Source organism: Mesobacillus jeotgali, assembly GCF_002874535.1.
GTDB lineage: Bacteria > Bacillota > Bacilli > Bacillales > Cytobacillaceae > Mesobacillus > Mesobacillus jeotgali.
The window spans coordinates 1676047-1693585 of the sequence record NZ_CP025025.1; the positions used below are offsets into that span (position 1 = coordinate 1676047).

Annotated in this window: 16 protein-coding genes; 15 read left to right on the top strand and 1 reads right to left on the bottom strand. The window is 44.8% G+C overall.

Annotated elements, in window-relative coordinates; all coding sequences use genetic code 11:
- Nucleotides 1-36: 36 nt before the first annotated feature.
- Complete coding sequence (locus tag CD004_RS08200) at nt 37-558, bottom strand: gamma carbonic anhydrase family protein (RefSeq protein WP_226675341.1); 522 nt, start codon at nt 556-558, stop codon at nt 37-39.
- 73 nt (nt 559-631) lie between these two features.
- Between CD004_RS08200 and CD004_RS08205 the strand changes: the two genes are divergently transcribed.
- From CD004_RS08205 to CD004_RS08275, 15 genes are all read left to right on the top strand, one after another.
- Nucleotides 632-1579 (top strand): NAD(P)H-dependent flavin oxidoreductase, encoded by a 948-nt coding sequence (locus CD004_RS08205; protein WP_102262303.1) that lies wholly within the window; start codon nt 632-634, stop codon nt 1577-1579.
- A gap of 450 nt (nt 1580-2029) precedes the next feature.
- The gene (locus CD004_RS08210; RefSeq protein ID WP_102262304.1) at nt 2030-3028 is read left to right on the top strand and encodes an ABC transporter substrate-binding protein; all 999 of its coding nucleotides are present in this window, start codon (nt 2030-2032) and stop codon (nt 3026-3028) included.
- 18 nt (nt 3029-3046) lie between these two features.
- Nucleotides 3047-4078: an ABC transporter permease gene (locus CD004_RS08215; protein WP_102262305.1), complete on the top strand. Its 1032-nt coding sequence runs from the start codon at nt 3047-3049 to the stop codon at nt 4076-4078.
- Entirely contained in the window at nt 4053-4847 is a 795-nt protein-coding gene (locus CD004_RS08220; protein WP_102262306.1) for an ABC transporter ATP-binding protein, read from the top strand. The genes CD004_RS08215 and CD004_RS08220 overlap by 26 nt, the downstream gene beginning before the upstream one ends.
- A 383-nt stretch (nt 4848-5230) precedes the next feature.
- On the top strand, nt 5231-5620 hold the full coding sequence (locus CD004_RS08225; RefSeq protein WP_102262307.1) for a thioesterase family protein: 390 nt from the start codon (nt 5231-5233) through the stop codon (nt 5618-5620).
- A gap of 61 nt (nt 5621-5681) precedes the next feature.
- On the top strand, nt 5682-6788 hold the full coding sequence (locus CD004_RS08230; protein WP_102262308.1) for a Leu/Phe/Val dehydrogenase: 1107 nt from the start codon (nt 5682-5684) through the stop codon (nt 6786-6788).
- Between the two features lie 33 nt (nt 6789-6821).
- Nucleotides 6822-7889, top strand: a complete 1068-nt coding sequence (gene pdhA, locus CD004_RS08235; protein ID WP_102262309.1) for a pyruvate dehydrogenase (acetyl-transferring) E1 component subunit alpha — start codon at nt 6822-6824, stop codon at nt 7887-7889.
- On the top strand, nt 7889-8884 hold the full coding sequence (locus CD004_RS08240; RefSeq protein WP_102262310.1) for an alpha-ketoacid dehydrogenase subunit beta: 996 nt from the start codon (nt 7889-7891) through the stop codon (nt 8882-8884). Before pdhA ends, CD004_RS08240 begins: the two co-directional genes overlap by 1 nt.
- Nucleotides 8885-8895: 11 nt before the next feature.
- On the top strand, nt 8896-10245 hold the full coding sequence (locus tag CD004_RS08245; RefSeq protein WP_102262311.1) for a dihydrolipoamide acetyltransferase family protein: 1350 nt from the start codon (nt 8896-8898) through the stop codon (nt 10243-10245).
- 127 nt (nt 10246-10372) lie between these two features.
- Complete coding sequence (gene hppD / locus CD004_RS08250; protein WP_102262312.1) at nt 10373-11488, top strand: 4-hydroxyphenylpyruvate dioxygenase; 1116 nt, start codon at nt 10373-10375, stop codon at nt 11486-11488.
- Between the two features lie 71 nt (nt 11489-11559).
- Nucleotides 11560-12651, top strand: a complete 1092-nt coding sequence (gene hisC, locus CD004_RS08255; RefSeq protein ID WP_233434961.1) for a histidinol-phosphate transaminase — start codon at nt 11560-11562, stop codon at nt 12649-12651.
- Nucleotides 12652-12654: 3 nt separating this feature from the next.
- The gene (locus CD004_RS08260) at nt 12655-13266 is read left to right on the top strand and encodes a flavin reductase family protein (RefSeq protein ID WP_102262314.1); all 612 of its coding nucleotides are present in this window, start codon (nt 12655-12657) and stop codon (nt 13264-13266) included.
- An 8-nt stretch (nt 13267-13274) separates the two neighbouring features.
- On the top strand, nt 13275-14198 hold the full coding sequence (locus tag CD004_RS08265; protein WP_102262315.1) for a fumarylacetoacetate hydrolase family protein: 924 nt from the start codon (nt 13275-13277) through the stop codon (nt 14196-14198).
- Between the two features lie 15 nt (nt 14199-14213).
- Complete coding sequence (locus CD004_RS08270) at nt 14214-15371, top strand: homogentisate 1,2-dioxygenase (protein ID WP_102262316.1); 1158 nt, start codon at nt 14214-14216, stop codon at nt 15369-15371.
- A gap of 423 nt (nt 15372-15794) precedes the next feature.
- Nucleotides 15795-17402, top strand: coding sequence for a ribonuclease J (locus CD004_RS08275; protein ID WP_102265035.1), 1608 nt, complete (start codon nt 15795-15797; stop codon nt 17400-17402).
- The last annotated feature ends 137 nt before the right edge of the window (nt 17403-17539 follow it).

Below are 17539 nucleotides of genomic sequence, written 5' to 3' on the forward strand. Positions count from 1 at the left end.
AATAAAAGAGCCTGGCGCCTGCCAGGCTCTCGCATTTTAGCTGATATCCTTCAAAGTTTCCCGGTACTCTCTTCCCTTTTGAACATATGTATCGATTGATAATTGAATCAGCTCCAAATCCTTATCCCCGATTTCCCTTACGACTTTCCCCGGAGCTCCGACAACGAGCGAGCGCGGTGGTATTTTTTTTCCCGCAGGAATCAAAGTATTGGCCCCGATGATGCATTCTTCACCGATTTCGGCTCCATCAAGGATAGTTGAGCCCATGCCGATAATACATCTTTTCTTGATGGTGCAACCATGTAGGATCGCATTGTGGCCGACTGTGACTTCATCTTCAATGACAAGAGGCGAGCCCTCATACAAATGGCATGTTACGTTATCCTGTATGCTGCAGCTTTCTCCTATTGTTATCGTATCTTCGTCTCCGCGTAAAACGGCATTGAACCACACACTGGAATGTTTGCCGATTTTCACGTCACCAATGATGTAGCTTCCTGGTGCCTGGAAAACTGTTTCATCAATGACCGGTTTTTTATCTAAATAACTTAGAATCAATGAAAAATCCCTCTTTTCAATTGTCATAATTTTAGAACTAGTATAACATTAATTTAACGAAGGGGGAATTTTTGTGAATGGAATTACTTCTGTTCTGGGCATAAAATATCCAATCATCCAGGGTGGAATGGGTAACATCAGCAATGCTATTTTAACAGCGGCTGTGTCAGAAGCGGGCGGCCTGGGCACAATAGGTGCCGGAACGATGCCTGCTGAAGAAGTGGAGCAAATTATTCTTGAAACAAAATCGAGGACATCAAAGCCTTTTTCTGTGAATGTGGCCTTAAGTGTTTCTCCGAATGCGGTGGAGATCCTGCGCCTGGCAGTCAAATATAAGGTTCAAATAGTAACATTATCCGCGGGTAACCCTGCGCCTTTCATTCCTAAACTTAAAGAGGCTGGAATCAAGATTATTACTGTTGTCGCATCTGTAAAACAGGCCAAAAAAGCCGAAGCTGCAGGTGCTGATATTTTAGTGGCTGAGGGATATGAAGCTGCAGGGATTAACTCGAACCTGGAGACGACCACATTGGCGCTGATTCCGCAGATTGTCGCCCAGGTAAACATACCGGTTGTTGCTGCAGGGGGAATTGGGGACGGAAAGGGCCTTGCAGCCATGCTTGCACTTGGAGCCAGCGGTGTACAGATGGGAACGAGGTTCATCGCCACAAAGGAAGCTCCATTCCATGATAACTACAAGCAAAAACTTTTGCAGGCAAACGACCATCAAACCGTAATAGTAGGAAGGTCTGTTGGAAGAATTCGCAGGCTGATGAATACTTCTTATGCAGGAAAACTGATCGAAGCAGAAAAACAGGGACTTACACCAGAGGAATTCGCCGAACTGACGACTGAGGAAATACATAAAAAAGGTGCACTGGAAGGATGCGAAGACAACGGGTTTATGAATGGGGGCCAGGTGTCGGGATTGGTTTCTGATATCCCAACCGTCCAGGAATTACTGGATCGAATGATTAAAGAAGCGAAAGAACGCCTGAGAATCGCAACACTTTTATTATAGATTTTTCGCAGCATGCTTGAAATTGGAGCATGCTTTTTTATATTATTGTTTTTTTAAATCGGTCTCAATTTCAGGATTTTTAAAAGAAAAAGTCATTAGAAGCTTATAAATACTGAGTTTTACAGGCGCTTTTGCACATAAAAGCGAAAAAGTTTTATTATTTTTAAAAAATGTATTGATAGTTTTCTAAAGTGATGGTTTAATAATTAAAAATCATAACATACTAAATTTTCGGAATTTTATTGACTTTAATTTATAGCTGGTGTTAATATAACGTTATATTTACGGTGTCTATAGTGAATATCATACTTTTTGGAATCGCTTTCAAAGATTTTGGAGCTTTTTACCGAATTGAGAGAAGGCAGGTTGAAATTGGTGCGTTCCGGCTGCTTGCTAGTTTAAGTCTACATAGTTTTACTGCCGGTTTATAAATAAACAAGGGGGATTTTTATGAAAAAATCAGTAAAAGCTATTTCTCTTGTCCTGGCCAGTGCATTGCTTTTGGCAGGATGTGGAGGGAATGAAGCATCAAACGGTTCATCTGACAAAAAGCAATACAAGATTGGCTTGACCCAATTCGCGGAGCATCCATCGCTTGATGCCGCAACTGAGGGCTTCAAGAAAGCTCTTGAGGACAAAGGATTTAAAGAGGGAGACAATGTAAAATATGACTTCCAGAACGCACAGGCAGACATGAATAACACGGCAAGTATCGCGAACAATTTTGTAGGTGACAAGGTCGACCTCATTTTCGCTAACGCTACACCGAGCGCTGTTGCAGCACTTAATGCAACAAAGGATATTCCAATCATCTTCACTTCGGTGACAGACCCTATCGGAGCAGGACTTGTTGAAGCATTCGATAAGCCTGGCGACAATATCACTGGTACGACCGATAACCATCCAGATGCTACCAAAAAGACAATTGACTTTATGACAAATGAAATTGGTGCCAAGAAGATCGGCGTAATCTACAACGCTGGTGAACAGAACTCTGAGGTTCAGCTGAAGGAAGTCAAGAAGCTTGCGGAAGCGAATGGTGCGAAGGTCGTTGAAGCTTCAATTTCAACATCAGCAGAAGTTAAGCAAGCGGCAGAGTCTCTTGTTGGACGTGTTGATGCCATCTATGTACCTACAGATAATACAGTTGTTTCTGCACTTGAATCGGTTATTTCTGTAGCTAATGGCAAAAAGATTCCATTATTTGTTGGCGAACTTGATTCTATGAAGCGCGGTGCAGTCGCGGCCAGCGGTTTCAATTACTATGACATAGGTTACCAGTCAGGTTTGATGGCTGCAGAAATCTTATCTGGCAGCAAGAAAGCTTCTGAAATCCCAGTCGAACTTCCAAAATCATTAACACTGACAATCAACAAAAAAGCCGCTGAGGAACAGGGTGTTGAAGTCAAGGAAGAGTGGGGAGACGACGCAGAGTTCCACGAAGAATAAGAGAAAGGATGATTCAACTTGTTTACTTCAATATTTGGAGCATTTGAGTCAGGCATCATTTATGCCATCATGGCTCTGGGTGTATACTTATCCTTTCGGGTACTTGATTTTCCTGATTTGACGGTTGACGGCAGCTTCGTAACTGGAGCTGCGGTCGCTGCGATCATGATTGTGAATGGCGCTAATCCATTTGCTGCTACAATGGTAGCCCTTATTGCCGGCTTCGTTGCTGGATGCTTAACAGGAATCATCCATACGGTCGGTAAGGTGAATGCACTTCTATCAGGTATTCTAATGATGATTGCCCTGTATTCTATTAATCTAAGAATAATGGGTAAATCGAATGTCCCCCTGTTGAACACAGATACTGCAATGACCGCAGTGAGGGACTTTTTCGAAAAGACGGGAATCGATGGATTTTTCAATGGTATTTTATCGGCAGTCGGGCTGGGAGACAGTCTTCCGCGGACATGGGGTATCCTGCTGTTCATGATTGTCGTGACATTGGCAATTAAATTTCTTACTGATGCATTCCTTAAGACAGAACTTGGACTTGCAATCAGGGCAACCGGTGACAACAAAAGGATGATCCGCAGTTTTTCTTCAAATACAAACCTGATGATCATCCTAGGTCTTGGCCTTTCGAATGCAATGGTAGCTTTTTCGGGAGCATTGATCGCCCAGCAGGGTGGTTTCGCTGATGTTGGTATGGGTATCGGGATGATTATCATCGGTCTTGCGTCTGTCATCATCGGTGAGGCTTTGTTTGGTACTAAATCGATTGCTCGAACCACTCTCGCTGTTATTGGCGGGGCGATCATCTATCGAATCGTAGTCACTTTGGCACTAAGGGTAGAGTTCCTCGAGCCAGGTGACATGAAGCTGATCACAGCTATTATCGTAATCTTGGCATTGACTGCTCCGAAAATGATAGAAGGCTATAAAGAGAAAAAACGGAAGGTGAAAAGACAGCTAGAGCACATGCAGATGGCAGCTGTTCCTTCTGAAGGAAAGGGTGAGGCTGGTGCTGCACTTAAATCAGATTCATAGAGTCTTCAATGAGGGAACTCCAGATGAGAAAATCGCCCTGGATAATATCAATCTAACACTAAAAAAGGGAGACTTTGTCACTGTCATCGGAAGTAATGGAGCCGGCAAATCTACCTTGATGAATATCATTTCTGGAGTTATGCTGCCTGACCATGGGCAAGTGTCGCTTGACGGCAAGGACGTTACCTATATGTCAGAATACAACCGCTCAAAGATGATTGGACGGGTATTCCAGGATCCAATGGCGGGAACTGCTCCTAGCATGACAATCGAAGAAAATCTTGCGATTGCTTTTTCAAGGAACAAGCGTCGCTCGCTTCGCTTGGGCGTCACGAAGAAACGCCGTGAGCTTTTCCAGGAGGTGCTTGAGTCACTGCACCTCGGGCTTGAAAACCGGCTGAATGCCAAGGTTGGGATGTTATCAGGCGGTGAGCGGCAGGCGCTTTCCCTGCTGATGGCGACATTCACAGAACCATCGATCCTATTATTGGATGAGCATACCGCTGCACTCGATCCTGCACGTGCCGAGTTGATTACCAATTTAACAAAAGAAATCGTCGACAAATACCATCTCACTACACTGATGGTAACGCATAACATGCAGCAGGCACTTGACCTCGGCAACAGGCTGATCATGATGGACAAAGGCCAGATCATCCTAGAAGTCGATGAAGAACAAAAAGCAAAGCTGACAATCGAAGACTTGCTCAACGAATTCCAGCGAATCCGGGGAACAAAAATGGCAAGCGACCGGGCGTTACTAAGCTAGACAAAAAACAACCAGCGAAAAAATCGCTGGTTGTTTTTTGTTTAGACTCTTTTCTCAACCTTTGCTATTTGACTAAAAAATATGATTTAATGAATTATTTTTTTCGTAAAGTTGACTCTTTTTTGAGAAAAAAGCATGCAAACTTAATACCGACCTGCAAAAAGGCCGTATATGACGTTAAAATCGGCTTTAGGATTTTAACAACAATCTTTACGAAAATAGCCTTTGTTTATGTTCCAAAAGAGGGATTAAATATTATATCAGAATTATTTTTAAGAAAATACCAAAATTTCTTACAATTTATTGACCGTTTATTTAACGAAATGTTATGATAGCGTTAAATAAACGTTATACATATTTGCAACTTGGAAAGGTGGGATATGATGCGAGATGGTTTGATAGCTGGGCGAACGGCCTCCATCGATGTCATTGTTACACCAGAAATGTTTGCCCGCTTTGAGGGAAAAGTTGTCCATCCGGTATACTCCACGGTATCCATGGTGTATCACATGGAGTGGGTATCGCGGCAAATTATAGTTCCCTTTTTAGATGATCACGAAGAAGGTATGGGCGGTGCTGTAACAGTTAAACACATAGCTCCTTGTACCGAAGGGGCCGAGGTTACGGTAACTGCGACCGTCACAGGACTCCAAGCCAATACCATTTTTACCAATGTACGGGCAGAAAGCAAGGGTCGCCTTATAGGAGTGGGGGAAGTAAAGCAAGTGGTCCTTCCTAAAGAAAAGATAAATGAATTACTCACAGGCAGCTAAAAATTTTTGCGCAAAAATGTAAGCGCTAACATGGTTTAACGGAATAAAGGGGGAAAGAACAATGGATATGTTTGAACAAATTCGTGAGCACGAGCAGGTAGTCTTTTGTAATGATGAAGCAACTGGATTAAAGGCAATCATTGCGATTCATAGTACACGATTAGGGCCAGCATTGGGTGGTTGCCGTATGTATCCGTATAAATCAGTGGACGATGCACTAGAAGATGTATTGCGGCTTTCAAAAGGCATGACGTATAAATGCGCTGCGGCGGATGTAGATTTCGGTGGAGGAAAGGCTGTCATCATTGGTGACCCTACAAAGGATAAGAGCCCTGAATTGTTCAGGGCATTTGGTCAGTTTGTTGAGTCGATCCAGGGACGTTTCTATACAGGAACAGACATGGGCACAGATCCAGAAGATTTTGTCCATGCACTAAAAGAAACAAATTGCATCGTTGGTGTAGATGAAGTATATGGCGGAAGCGGCGACTCATCGGTACCAACTGCTCAGGGTGTCATCTTTGGTTTGCAGGCAACAAGCAAGGCTCTTTGGGATACGGATGATTTGTCCGGAAAATCCTATGCGATCCAGGGGCTCGGAAAGGTAGGCTACAAGGTAGCAGAATATCTTCTTGAGAATGGCGCCTACCTGTATGTGACAGACATTAATCAAAAAGCAATCGACCAGATCGTTAAGAAAGCGGGAGAAATGGGAGCAGGAATCAAAGTCGTTAGCAGTGAGGAGATTTATTCCCAGCCTGCGGACATTTTCATCCCGTGTGCAATGGGTGGAATCATTAACGATGACACAATTCCACAACTCCAGGTAAAAGCAGTCGTTGGATCTGCGAACAATCAGCTCAAGGAAGAACGTCATGGTCACATCCTTCAGGAAAAAGGAATTCTTTATGCGCCTGACTACATCGTCAATGCTGGCGGATTGATCCAAGTGGCGGATGAGCTGTATTCACCGAATAAGGAACGAGTCTTGAAGAAGACGAAAGCTATCTATAATTCTCTTTTAAATATTTACAAGCAGGCAGAGCGAGAAGGAATCACGACTGTTGAAGCCGCTAATAAATTTTGTGAAAACCGGATTGAAGCCAGAACAAGACGAAACAGCTTTTTCTCTCATATGAAGCGACCAAAATGGGCAGTGAGGATGTAATAGAATCATAGACTTTTAAAAAAGGGTGAGCCGATGGAAAAGGATTTTCCGATTTTTCAAGTGATGGACCAAAACGGGAACATTGTGTCTGAGGAATATAAGAATTTGGTGACCGAAGAGAGAGTGAAGAAGTTTTATTCGGAAATGGTGAGGATCCGGACGCTGGACAGGAAATCTATCAGTCTCCAGCGGCAAGGGCGTATCGGGACGTATGCTCCATTTGAAGGGCAGGAGGCTTCCCAGGTTGGAACGGCTCTTGCGCTACAAAGTGATGACTGGATGTTCCCGACTTACCGAGATCACGGTGCTGCAATGGTGTTCGGGCACTCCCTGAGGAATATTTTACTGTTCTGGAACGGTCGAAATGAAGGATGCGTACCGCCGGATGGGAAGAAGATTTTTCCGCCAGCGATTCCGATTGCAACACAAATTCCACACGCTGCAGGTGCAGCATTTGCCGAAAAACAAAAAGAAACAAAGAATGCGGCGATCTGCTATTTCGGTGATGGAGCGACTTCGGAAGGCGATTTTCATGAAGGCTTGAACTTTGCCAGTGTATTTAAATCTCCGGTCGTATATTTTTGCCAGAATAATCAATACGCAATTTCAGTTCCAATCAGCAAACAGATGAACTCAGCAACCATTGCTCAAAAAGCACTCGCATATGATATCCCGGGTGTGAGAATTGATGGCAACGATATTTTTGCTGTGTTTGCTGAAACGGAAAAAGCACTAAAACGGGCTCGCAATGGCGAAGGGCCAACATTGATTGAAGCAATGACCTGGCGTTATGGATCACATACAACTGCTGATGATGCTTCAAAATATCGTGACCAGGGAGAAAGTGCTCTGAAGCGAATGGAGACGGACCCGTTGCTAAGGCTGGAGCGCTGGATGAAAAACGAAGGGCTTTACGATGAAGCGTGGGTGAAGGAAATAGAAACGCAGGCAGCTGCTGAAGTTGATGCAGCTGTACAGGAAATGGAAAAGTTCCCTAAAGCTGACCCTGCAGTGATCTTTGATTATGTTTTCGAAAAGCCTACATGGACAATACAGAAGCAAAAGCGGGAATACCTTGAGCTGATCGGAGGTGAGTCGTGATGAATACGGCAATACAGACAAAGACCTTGACGCTTGTCCAGGCGATTACCGATGGACTGGATACGATGCTCGGTGAAAGCAAGGAAGTCATCCTTCTTGGTGAGGATATCGGAAAAAATGGCGGGGTATTCCGTGCGACTGATGGCCTTCAGGAGAAATATGGAGAGGACCGCGTGGTAGATACTCCTTTAAGTGAAGCAGGTTTTGTAGGGGCAGCGATTGGCATGGCCGTTAATGGATTCCGTCCTGTGGTGGAAATCCAGTTCCTGGGCTTCATTTATCCTGCTTATGAACAAATCATGACCCATGCTTCGAGGCTGCGAATGAGGACATTGGGCCATTTTACCGTGCCAATGGTTATCCGGGCTCCTTATGGCGCCGGTGTACGCGCACCTGAAATCCATTGTGACAGCACGGAATCTCTTTTCACCCATATGCCGGGAATGAAGGTCGTATGTCCATCTAATGCCTATGACGCGAAAGGCCTGATGATCGCTGCAATTGAGGATCCGGACCCTGTCCTCTTTTTAGAGCCAATGAGAAGTTATCGCTCTTCACGCGGTGAGGTTCCTGAAGGGAAGTATACAGTTGAAATAGGAAAAGGAAAGAAGCTTACAGAAGGCGACGATGTGACAGTCATTGCCTGGGGAGCCATGGTTCCGGTTGCGATGAAGGCAGCGGAAGATATGAAGCAAAAGGGTGTCCAGTGTGAGGTCCTTGATCTAAGGACACTTTATCCGATTGACAAAGACCTTGTCATAGAGTCAATCCAGAAGACAGGACGAACGGTGATTGTCCATGAAGCACATGCGACGGGAGGCACTGGCAGTGATTTGATCTCACTGATCAATGATGAGGCATTCCTTTATCAAAAGGCTCCGGCCGAAAGAGTGACAGGCTATGATACACCTGTACCATACTTTGGATTCGAAGAACATTATCTGCCGACCCCGAAAAGAGTCGCAGCTGCAATCGAAAAAGTAATGAAGTTTTAGGAGGCGTGCCGATGGTTGAAGTAAAGCTCCACGACATAGGGGAAGGCATGACCGAAGCGGACATCAATTGTTACCTGGTGAAGCCGGGGGATTTCGTCAACGCTGATGATCCATTGGTTGAAGTCCAGACAGACAAGATGACCGCAGAGATTCCCGCTCCCCGTTCAGGTGTAATTAAAGAACTATTGTTAACCCCGGGGCAAACGGTAAAGGTAGGGACTACCCTGCTTATAATGGAAGATCGTTCCGGTGGAGTTCAAATTAGCGAGCCCAAAAAGGTCGCTGATGTTGTAAAAATAGAGGCCGAACCTGCAGAAGCTTCAGTAGCTGTATTGGACAGACCAGCTGAAGTCAAGGTGCCTGTAGGTGTAAGCGCTCGACTAGGGCAGATATTGGCATCACCTTATACGCGGAAAGTTGCCCGCGAAAACGGCGTTAACATTATGGAGGTCAAGGGAACTGGACCAGCAGGCCGGATTACTGAAGAAGATATATTGGCCTTTGTAAAATTAAGAGATCAAGGGGTTGCGAGCATTTCGGAAGTTGGTTCCGAACAAGAGGTTCCGAACGTTTCAAAACCTGCTTCCGAACCGGAGACTCCGAATGTTTCAGAAGTGCGTTCCGAACTGAAGGAAGATAGGGCACGGATCGAGAACAAGCTCAGCCACCAGGATATACTGCCATTCCGCGGCCGCCGCAAACAGATTGCGAAAAAGATGGTCCAATCTATGTACACCATTCCTCACTGTACCCACTTTGAGGAAATCGATGTTAGCGAGTTGATTGCTTTAAGAGAAGAGATCAAGGGTTCCGGAAGGTCTATTTCTGCGACAGCTTTTTTCATTAAAGTCCTGTCAATTGCATTAAAAGAATTTCCGGTTTTTAATGCAAAGCTCGATGAAGAAACCGAAAGTATCCAGCTGTTGCGCGAGCATCATATCGGAATTGCCGTGGACACTCCAGAAGGCTTGATCGTTCCGGTTATCAGGAATGTCGAGCAGAAGAACCTTAATCAAATTCATGAAGAAATGAAGCGTCTGACAAAACTCGCCCAGGATGACAAGCTTACGGTTAAGGATATTTCAGGCGGAACATTCACGATAAGCAATGTCGGTCCGCTGGGCGGCAGCATTGGTGCTACACCAATCATTCAGCACCCGCAGACAGCGCTCGTTTCTTTCCATAAAACAAAGAAAAGGCCGGTTGTCACGGACCAAGATGAAATTGCCATCCGGTCCATCATGAACCTCTCCATGGCGTTTGACCATAGAGTCGCAGACGGGGCTACTGCTGTTGCTTTTACAAATCGTTTCGCACAGTTAATAGAGAATCCTAAAATGATGCTTTTGGAATTGAAGTAACTGTTTTAAGAGTCAGTACTTTACCACACAAAAGCATTATAGCTTTACATCGCGCTCTTGAGAGAGCAGGGTTAATTACTATAAAATAATTTTAAATATTATAAATATTCATTCGGGAGGTTTTACAATGCAAGAGAAAGTTATGGTATCTGGACAAAGTACTGAGGATTTTTTCCCGGTTCAGGATGTTGACTATTTAGAGCTTTATGTTGGAAACGCCAAGCAGGCTGCTCACTTTTTCCAGACTGCTTTCGGCTTTAAGGTAGTTGCATATTCGGGACTTGAAACAGGCAACCGCGAAACGACATCCTATGTGCTTCAGCAGCGGAAGATTCGTCTGGTTGTTACTGGGACATACAACGATTCATCTCGTGTAGCGCAGTTTGTCAAAACTCATGGCGATGGCGTCAAGGATATCGCGCTGGCAGTCGATGATGTCGAGAAGGCATACGAGGGAGCGGTTAAGCGAGGCGCGATCGAAATCCAGCCGCCGCATGAGGTTTCTGATGAGAATGGTACCTTGAAGAAGGCCGTGATCGGTACATATGGAGATACAATCCATACACTTGTTGAAAGAAAAAATTACAAAGGCCTTTTCATGCCAGGGTTTATTGAGCACGAAACGACTGTTCCTGTGAATGACGCAGGTTTCATCGGCATCGACCACGTTGTCGGCAATGTTGAAAGGATGGAAGAATGGGTTAACTATTATGCGAATGTTATGGGCTTCAAGGAGATGAAGCACTTCACTGATAAGGATATCGTGACTGAGTATTCAGCGTTGATGTCCAAGGTTATGCACAATGGCGGCCGAATCAAATTCCCGATCAACGAGCCGGCAGAAGGGAAGCGCAAGTCACAGATCCAGGAATACCTTGAATTCTATAATGGTCCTGGCGTCCAGCACCTTGCGATTTTAACAGAGGATATCGTAAGTACTGTTGCACAATTGCGTGAAAATGGAGTGGAATTCCTTAACACTCCTGATTCTTACTATGAAATGCTTTCAGAACGTGTAGGTGAAATTGACGAGGAAATCGATAAGCTAAAAGAGCTTAGTATTTTAGTAGACCGTGACGATGAAGGCTATCTGCTGCAAATCTTCACGAAGCCAATCGTAGACCGCCCAACGTTATTCATCGAAATCATCCAGCGTAAAGGCGCAAGAGGTTTCGGTGAAGGAAACTTCAAGGCTCTATTCGAATCAATCGAGCGGGAACAGGAAAGACGCGGCAACCTTTAAAAGCCGGGACAGAAGGGGGCGATTCGCTCCCTTTTCGTTATAAACGGCGGCAGAAAAAATGGGGGATGAACATGAATATAAAAGCAAGAGCAGAACTTGAAGTAATCACACCATATGCCCTCGGCCAGACGATTGAGGAAATCAAGGAACAGTATGGTATCACAACTGTAAGGAAACTTTCGGATAATGAAAATGTCTATGGCACTTCACCAAAGGTCAGAGAAGCAATCATGCAGGCATCAGCTAATCTGGCATTCTATCCGGACGGAATGACATCAGGGATCGTAGAGAAACTGTCATCGCATTATCAATTAGACCACAAGCATTTTCTTGTTTCCAACGGTTCAGAAGAAATCATTCGCCTGCTTACCCGAGCTTATATTGATAAAAATGATGAAGCGGTCATGGCGGAGGTAACTTTCCCTCGCTATAAAACAAATGTGCTGATCGAGGGCGGCAGAGCTGTCACCGTTCCGATGATTGACGGCACGCATGATCTTATAAAAATGCAGGAAGCCATCAACCAAAAGACAAAAATGGTCTTCGTCTGCAATCCGAACAATCCGACCGGGACAATCGTCGCCAACCAGGAATTGCTTTCGTTTATCGACAATGTGCCTTCAAACGTGCTGATCATCATGGATGAGGCTTATTTCGAGTATGCAGATTCTGAGGAATACCTTGATACGATGCCGTTGCTGGCTCAATATCAAAACATTGTCATCCTCAGGACTTTTTCTAAAATCTATGGTCTTGCGAGCCTTCGTGTTGGCTACGGCATCATGCATGAGGACATTGCCAAGGAACTTCACAAAGTCAGGGATGTATTCAATGTCAACCAGCTTGCGCAAGCAGCAGCGGTGTCTGCATTGGAAGACCAGGCATTCGTCCAAGATTGCTCTCGTAAAAATAGTGCAGAAAGAGACTTCCTGAGTGCGAAGTTCAAAGAGTTGGAGATTGATAGTTTCCCTTCACAATCCAACTTCTTATTTGCTTTTACGAACAGACCGGTTATCCAGAAACTGACGGAAAATGGCGTCCTGGTCAGAGAGATGCAGTTACCCGGCTACAAGGAAGCGTTCAGGATCACTCTTGGGTCCCGTGAGGATCACGAATTCATTCTAAAAATCGTTAGCCAGCTTTTTCACGAAAGGGCGGTGTAAGCCATGGAAATCAACACGGATAATCTTGAATGGAAAGACGCATACAAACTTTTGCAAGGCTCTGTCCTGCCGCGCCCAATCGCCTTTGTTTCCAGCCAGGATGAAAACGGGAACGCTAATTTGGCTCCATTCAGTTTCTTTACCGTCATCAGCGCAAATCCCATGATGGTGTGCTTTTCGCCAATGAGAAGAGGGACTGATGGCGCGAAAAAGGATACGCTGAAAAATATTGAAAGCACGAAGGAATTTGTCATCAATATTGTCAGTGAGGAATTCGTCCAGCAGATGAATGACTGCGCTACTGAATTCGCGCCAGATGTCGATGAATTCGAGGCTTCTGGCCTGAACAAGATCGACAGTGTGGCAGTTAAGCCGTCACGGGTCAAGGAGTCGAAAGTCCATCTTGAATGTGTTCTCGATCAGGTCCTTCACTTTGGCGGGGAAGAAGCGGGAGCAGGCAGCCTTGTCATCGGCAAGGTCGTTCATGTACATGTGGCGGATGAACTTTATGAAAGCGGGCGGATCAATTCGGAAAAATTGAATCCTGTAGGCAGGCTGGCAGGAGCGACCTACACGCTGCCGCTGGCAAAAACCTTTGAGCTGCAAAGGAAATAGGTGATGAAATGAAGTTCATAACATTTATGAAAAAAGACGGTTCAATTCGTGCAGGCTGGCTTAATCCAAAGAATCAAGCTGTAGATATGCACGAAGCATCAAATGGGAAATTACCGGACAATATGCTTGCATTCATCGAGAACCATGACGTATTCATGGGGTATATCGAGGAAAATAAAGGTTTGATAGAAACTGGCAGTGGTTCCTATTCTTTGGAGGAAGTCAGCTTAAAATCGCCGCTGCCGAATCCGAAAAGTGTCCGTGATTTTTACGCATTCGAGCAGCATGTAAAAACAGCAAGGGAAAACCGAGGCCTTGAAATGATTCCTGAATGGTATGAGTTTCCGGTTTTTTATTTTACCAACCATCTTGCCATCAAGGGTCCAGAGGAAGACATCATACGGCCGCAGAACTGTAAATGGATGGATTACGAATTGGAAATTGCCTGTGTCATCGGCAAGGAAGGCCGTAATATCAAAGCGGAGGATGCCGAACAGCATATTTACGGCTTTTTTATCATGAATGACTGGAGTGCCCGCGACCTGCAGCGACAGGAAATGAAGGTCGGACTTGGTCCGGCGAAGGGAAAGGATTTCGCGACTTCATTCGGCCCATATCTGGTCACGAAAGATGAGCTGGAATACCTCAAAGAGGGGAAAGGCTATGATCTTGAAATGATTGCCCGTGTCAACGGCAGGGAACTTTCTAAGGGGAATATGAAGGATCTATATTACTCTTTCGGAGAAATGATCGAGCGTGCATCTGCGGGGACGACATTATATCCAGGTGAAGTGATCGGCTCAGGAACAGTCGGAACAGGCTGTATCCTCGAACTTGGAACGGATGTTCATCGCTGGCTTGAGCCGGGTGATGAGGTGGAACTTGAGATTACAGGACTCGGTGTCCTGAAAAATAAAATTATAGAAGAGTAGAAAGAAGGTGTTTTCATGTACTACCGCCAGCTGGGAGAAATCCCGAAGAAACGCCATACGATTTTTAAAAAGGAAGATGGTTCGCTGTTCCGGGAGCAGGTAATGGGAACAAAAGGTTTTTCTGGTACACAATCGATCCTTTATCACCACCATATGCCAACAGAGGTAGTTAAAAGCGAATTGATCGGCAGCTACCTGCCTGAATATGAGGAACAGGGCTCACTGAACCATCGGCACTTCCTGACTGACCAGATCACGCAAACTGGGGATGCTTTAAGCGGGAGAGAATATATCCTTGGCAATGATGATCTTTTAATCGGGTTTGCGAATATTACTGAACCGATGAAGCAATTTTACCGAAATGGTGATGGAGACGAGATGTTCTTTTTTCATCATGGATCCGGCAAAGTAGAAACAATGTTTGGAACCATAAACTATCGTCCTGGTGATTATGTCGTGATTCCAATCGGCACGATGTACAGGGTTGTTCCAGATGATTCCGAGCCGACAAAGGCGCTGATTGTTGAATCGTTTAGCCAGATTACGACCCCTCGCCGTTATCGCAATGAATATGGACAGCTGCTCGAGCATAGTCCGTTCTGTGAAAGAGATATACGCGGACCTGAGTCACTTGTCACTTTCTCTGAAAAAGGGGAGCATGAAGTCATCACAAAGACGCGCGGGTTTCTGCACCGACATGTGCTGAACCATCACCCGCTTGATGTTGTTGGCTGGGATGGCTATCTATATCCATGGGCATTCAATATTGAGGACTTCGAGCCAATCACTGGCCGGATCCATCAGCCGCCGCCAGTCCACCAGACATTCGAAGGCCATAATTATGTAGTGTGCTCCTTTGTGCCAAGACTTTACGATTACCATCCTGAAGCGATTCCGGCACCATATTACCATAGCAACGTAAACAGTGATGAGCTGCTGTACTATGTAGAAGGTAACTTCATGAGCCGCAAGGGAATCAAGGAAGGCTCAATTACATTGCACCCAAGCGGAATCCCGCACGGACCACACCCAGGCAAGACAGAAGCAAGCATCGGCAAAAAAGAAACACTTGAGCTTGCTGTCATGATCGATACCTTCCGACCGCTGAAGACGGTGAAGAAAGCCAGGGATATTGAAGACGATCAGTACATGTATACATGGATTGAAAAATAAGTAAAGAAGACCAATTCGCTAATGAGCGAGTTGGTCTATTTTTGTGGAGAAACTGGAAAAAAACTATGATTATTTCCAGTTCGCCAATAAAATTTCATTTTCGCCAATAAACGTGTGAAAACCGCCAATAAAATCATTTTTTCGCCAATAAACATGTGAAAACCGCCAATAAAATTAAATTATCGCCAATAAGTGTTTATTGCTGAATTAAAATCAATGAGTTTGCTTCAAATCAACAATTTAAAACACTAATTTTCTTCAATAAAACTAAAAATTCCTGTTTGGTGAAGACCAATCCCCGTTTAGAAACTAAATAATCGGTTAAAAAGTGGCAATACTAACAAAATCGATTACGGATTAGGAGGATATGACGTGACTTTATCTATATTCGCCTTGGGCGGCATCAATGAAATCGGAAAAAACATGTATGTTGTCCAGTATGAGGACGATATTTTTGTGATTGACTGCGGAGGGAAGTTTCCTGATGAAAGTCTATTAGGAATCGATTTAATTATTCCGGAAATGACTTACCTTGAAGAAAATCGAGAGAAAATCCGCGGGCTGATTGTGACTCATGGACACGAGGACCATATTGGCGGGGTCCCGTATTTCTTCAAAAAACTGAAAGCGCCAGTTTATGCGACTGATTTTACTCTCGGGTTAATTGAACTGAAACTTGGTGAGCACAAGCTCCTGAGAGGGACTGAGCTGAATAAAATCACTTCGGACTCAGTATTGGATTTCGGCAAGGTGAAGGTTTCTTTTTTCAAAGTAAGCCACAGCATCCCAGACTGTCTTGGAATTGTATTCCACACTCCTGAGGGGAATGTTGTCCATACGGGTGACTTCAAATTCGATTTGACGCCTGCCAACGATGAGCAATCGGAAATCCATAAGATGGCGAAAATAGGAACTGAAGGTGTCATGGCTCTGTTATCAGAGAGCACGAACGCTGAGCGTACTGGTCTGACTCCTTCTGAGAGAATGGTAGCAAGCCATCTTGAAGAAGCCTTCATGAAGGCAGATGGAAAAATTTTTGTTTCGACGTTTGCTTCTAACGTAAACCGGGTTCAGCAGGTTGTCGAGGCAGCGATTAAGACGAACAGGAAGCTCGCGTTGCTGGGCAGGAGTATGGTGAACGTAGTCGACGTGGCTATAGAACGAGGTTACTTGAATGTTCCTGAAGGAATGCTGATCCAACCAAATGTTGTCGACCAGCTGGATCCTGATAAAGTGGCGATTCTTTGTACAGGCAGTCAGGGAGAACCGATGGCTGCACTTTCCCGCCTCTCAACAGGAAACTACCGCGACGTCTCAATTTATCCTGGTGATACAGTCATCATGGCTGCGTCGCCGATCCCTGGAAATGAAAAGGATGTTTCCAAGATTATCGATAATTTGTTCAAGCTCGGTGCGAAAGTCATTTACGGATCCGGCAGCACAACTGGCATGCATGTTTCCGGCCATGGCTACCAGGAAGATCTTAAGCTGATGCTGACTTTGATGAAGCCTAAGTATTTTATCCCGATACATGGAGAGTACAGGATGCTGCATCACCACCGCTTGCTGGCAGAATCCGTTGGTGTAGACCAAGGGAATACATTCATTGTTAAAAATGGTGATATTGTTGACATTGAAAATGGAGAAGCGCGCCAGACTCGCAATGTCCCAGCAGGTGATACGTATGTTGATGGCGTAAGTGTCGGGGATGTCGGTGAAATCGTGCTCAGGGACAGAAAGCAGCTATCCGAGGATGGAATGCTAGTCATTGTCCTGACATTAAGCAAAGCAGAACGGAAAATCATTTCTGGACCAGATACAATCTCACGCGGGTTTGTTTTTGTGAAAAACTCCGAAGACCTGATGAGAGATGTAAACAGCCTCGTGACTAAAACGGTGACGGAACTACAGGAAGACAATGTACATCGTTGGAATGTCATTAAGCAGGGAATCAAAAAAGCAGTTGGTCAGCACATTTTCCAAAAGACAAGAAGAAGGCCAATGATTTTGCCGATTATTATTGAGATTTAAGTTATTTATTGACGTGACTCAAAAGGGGTATATAGCTTACTCTTCCATTTAAAACTTTCAAGCATGGAGAATTCTCCATGCTTTTTTGCATTCCTGCTTAACAAATGAGCAGATAAGGTCTACACTAATAATTATCG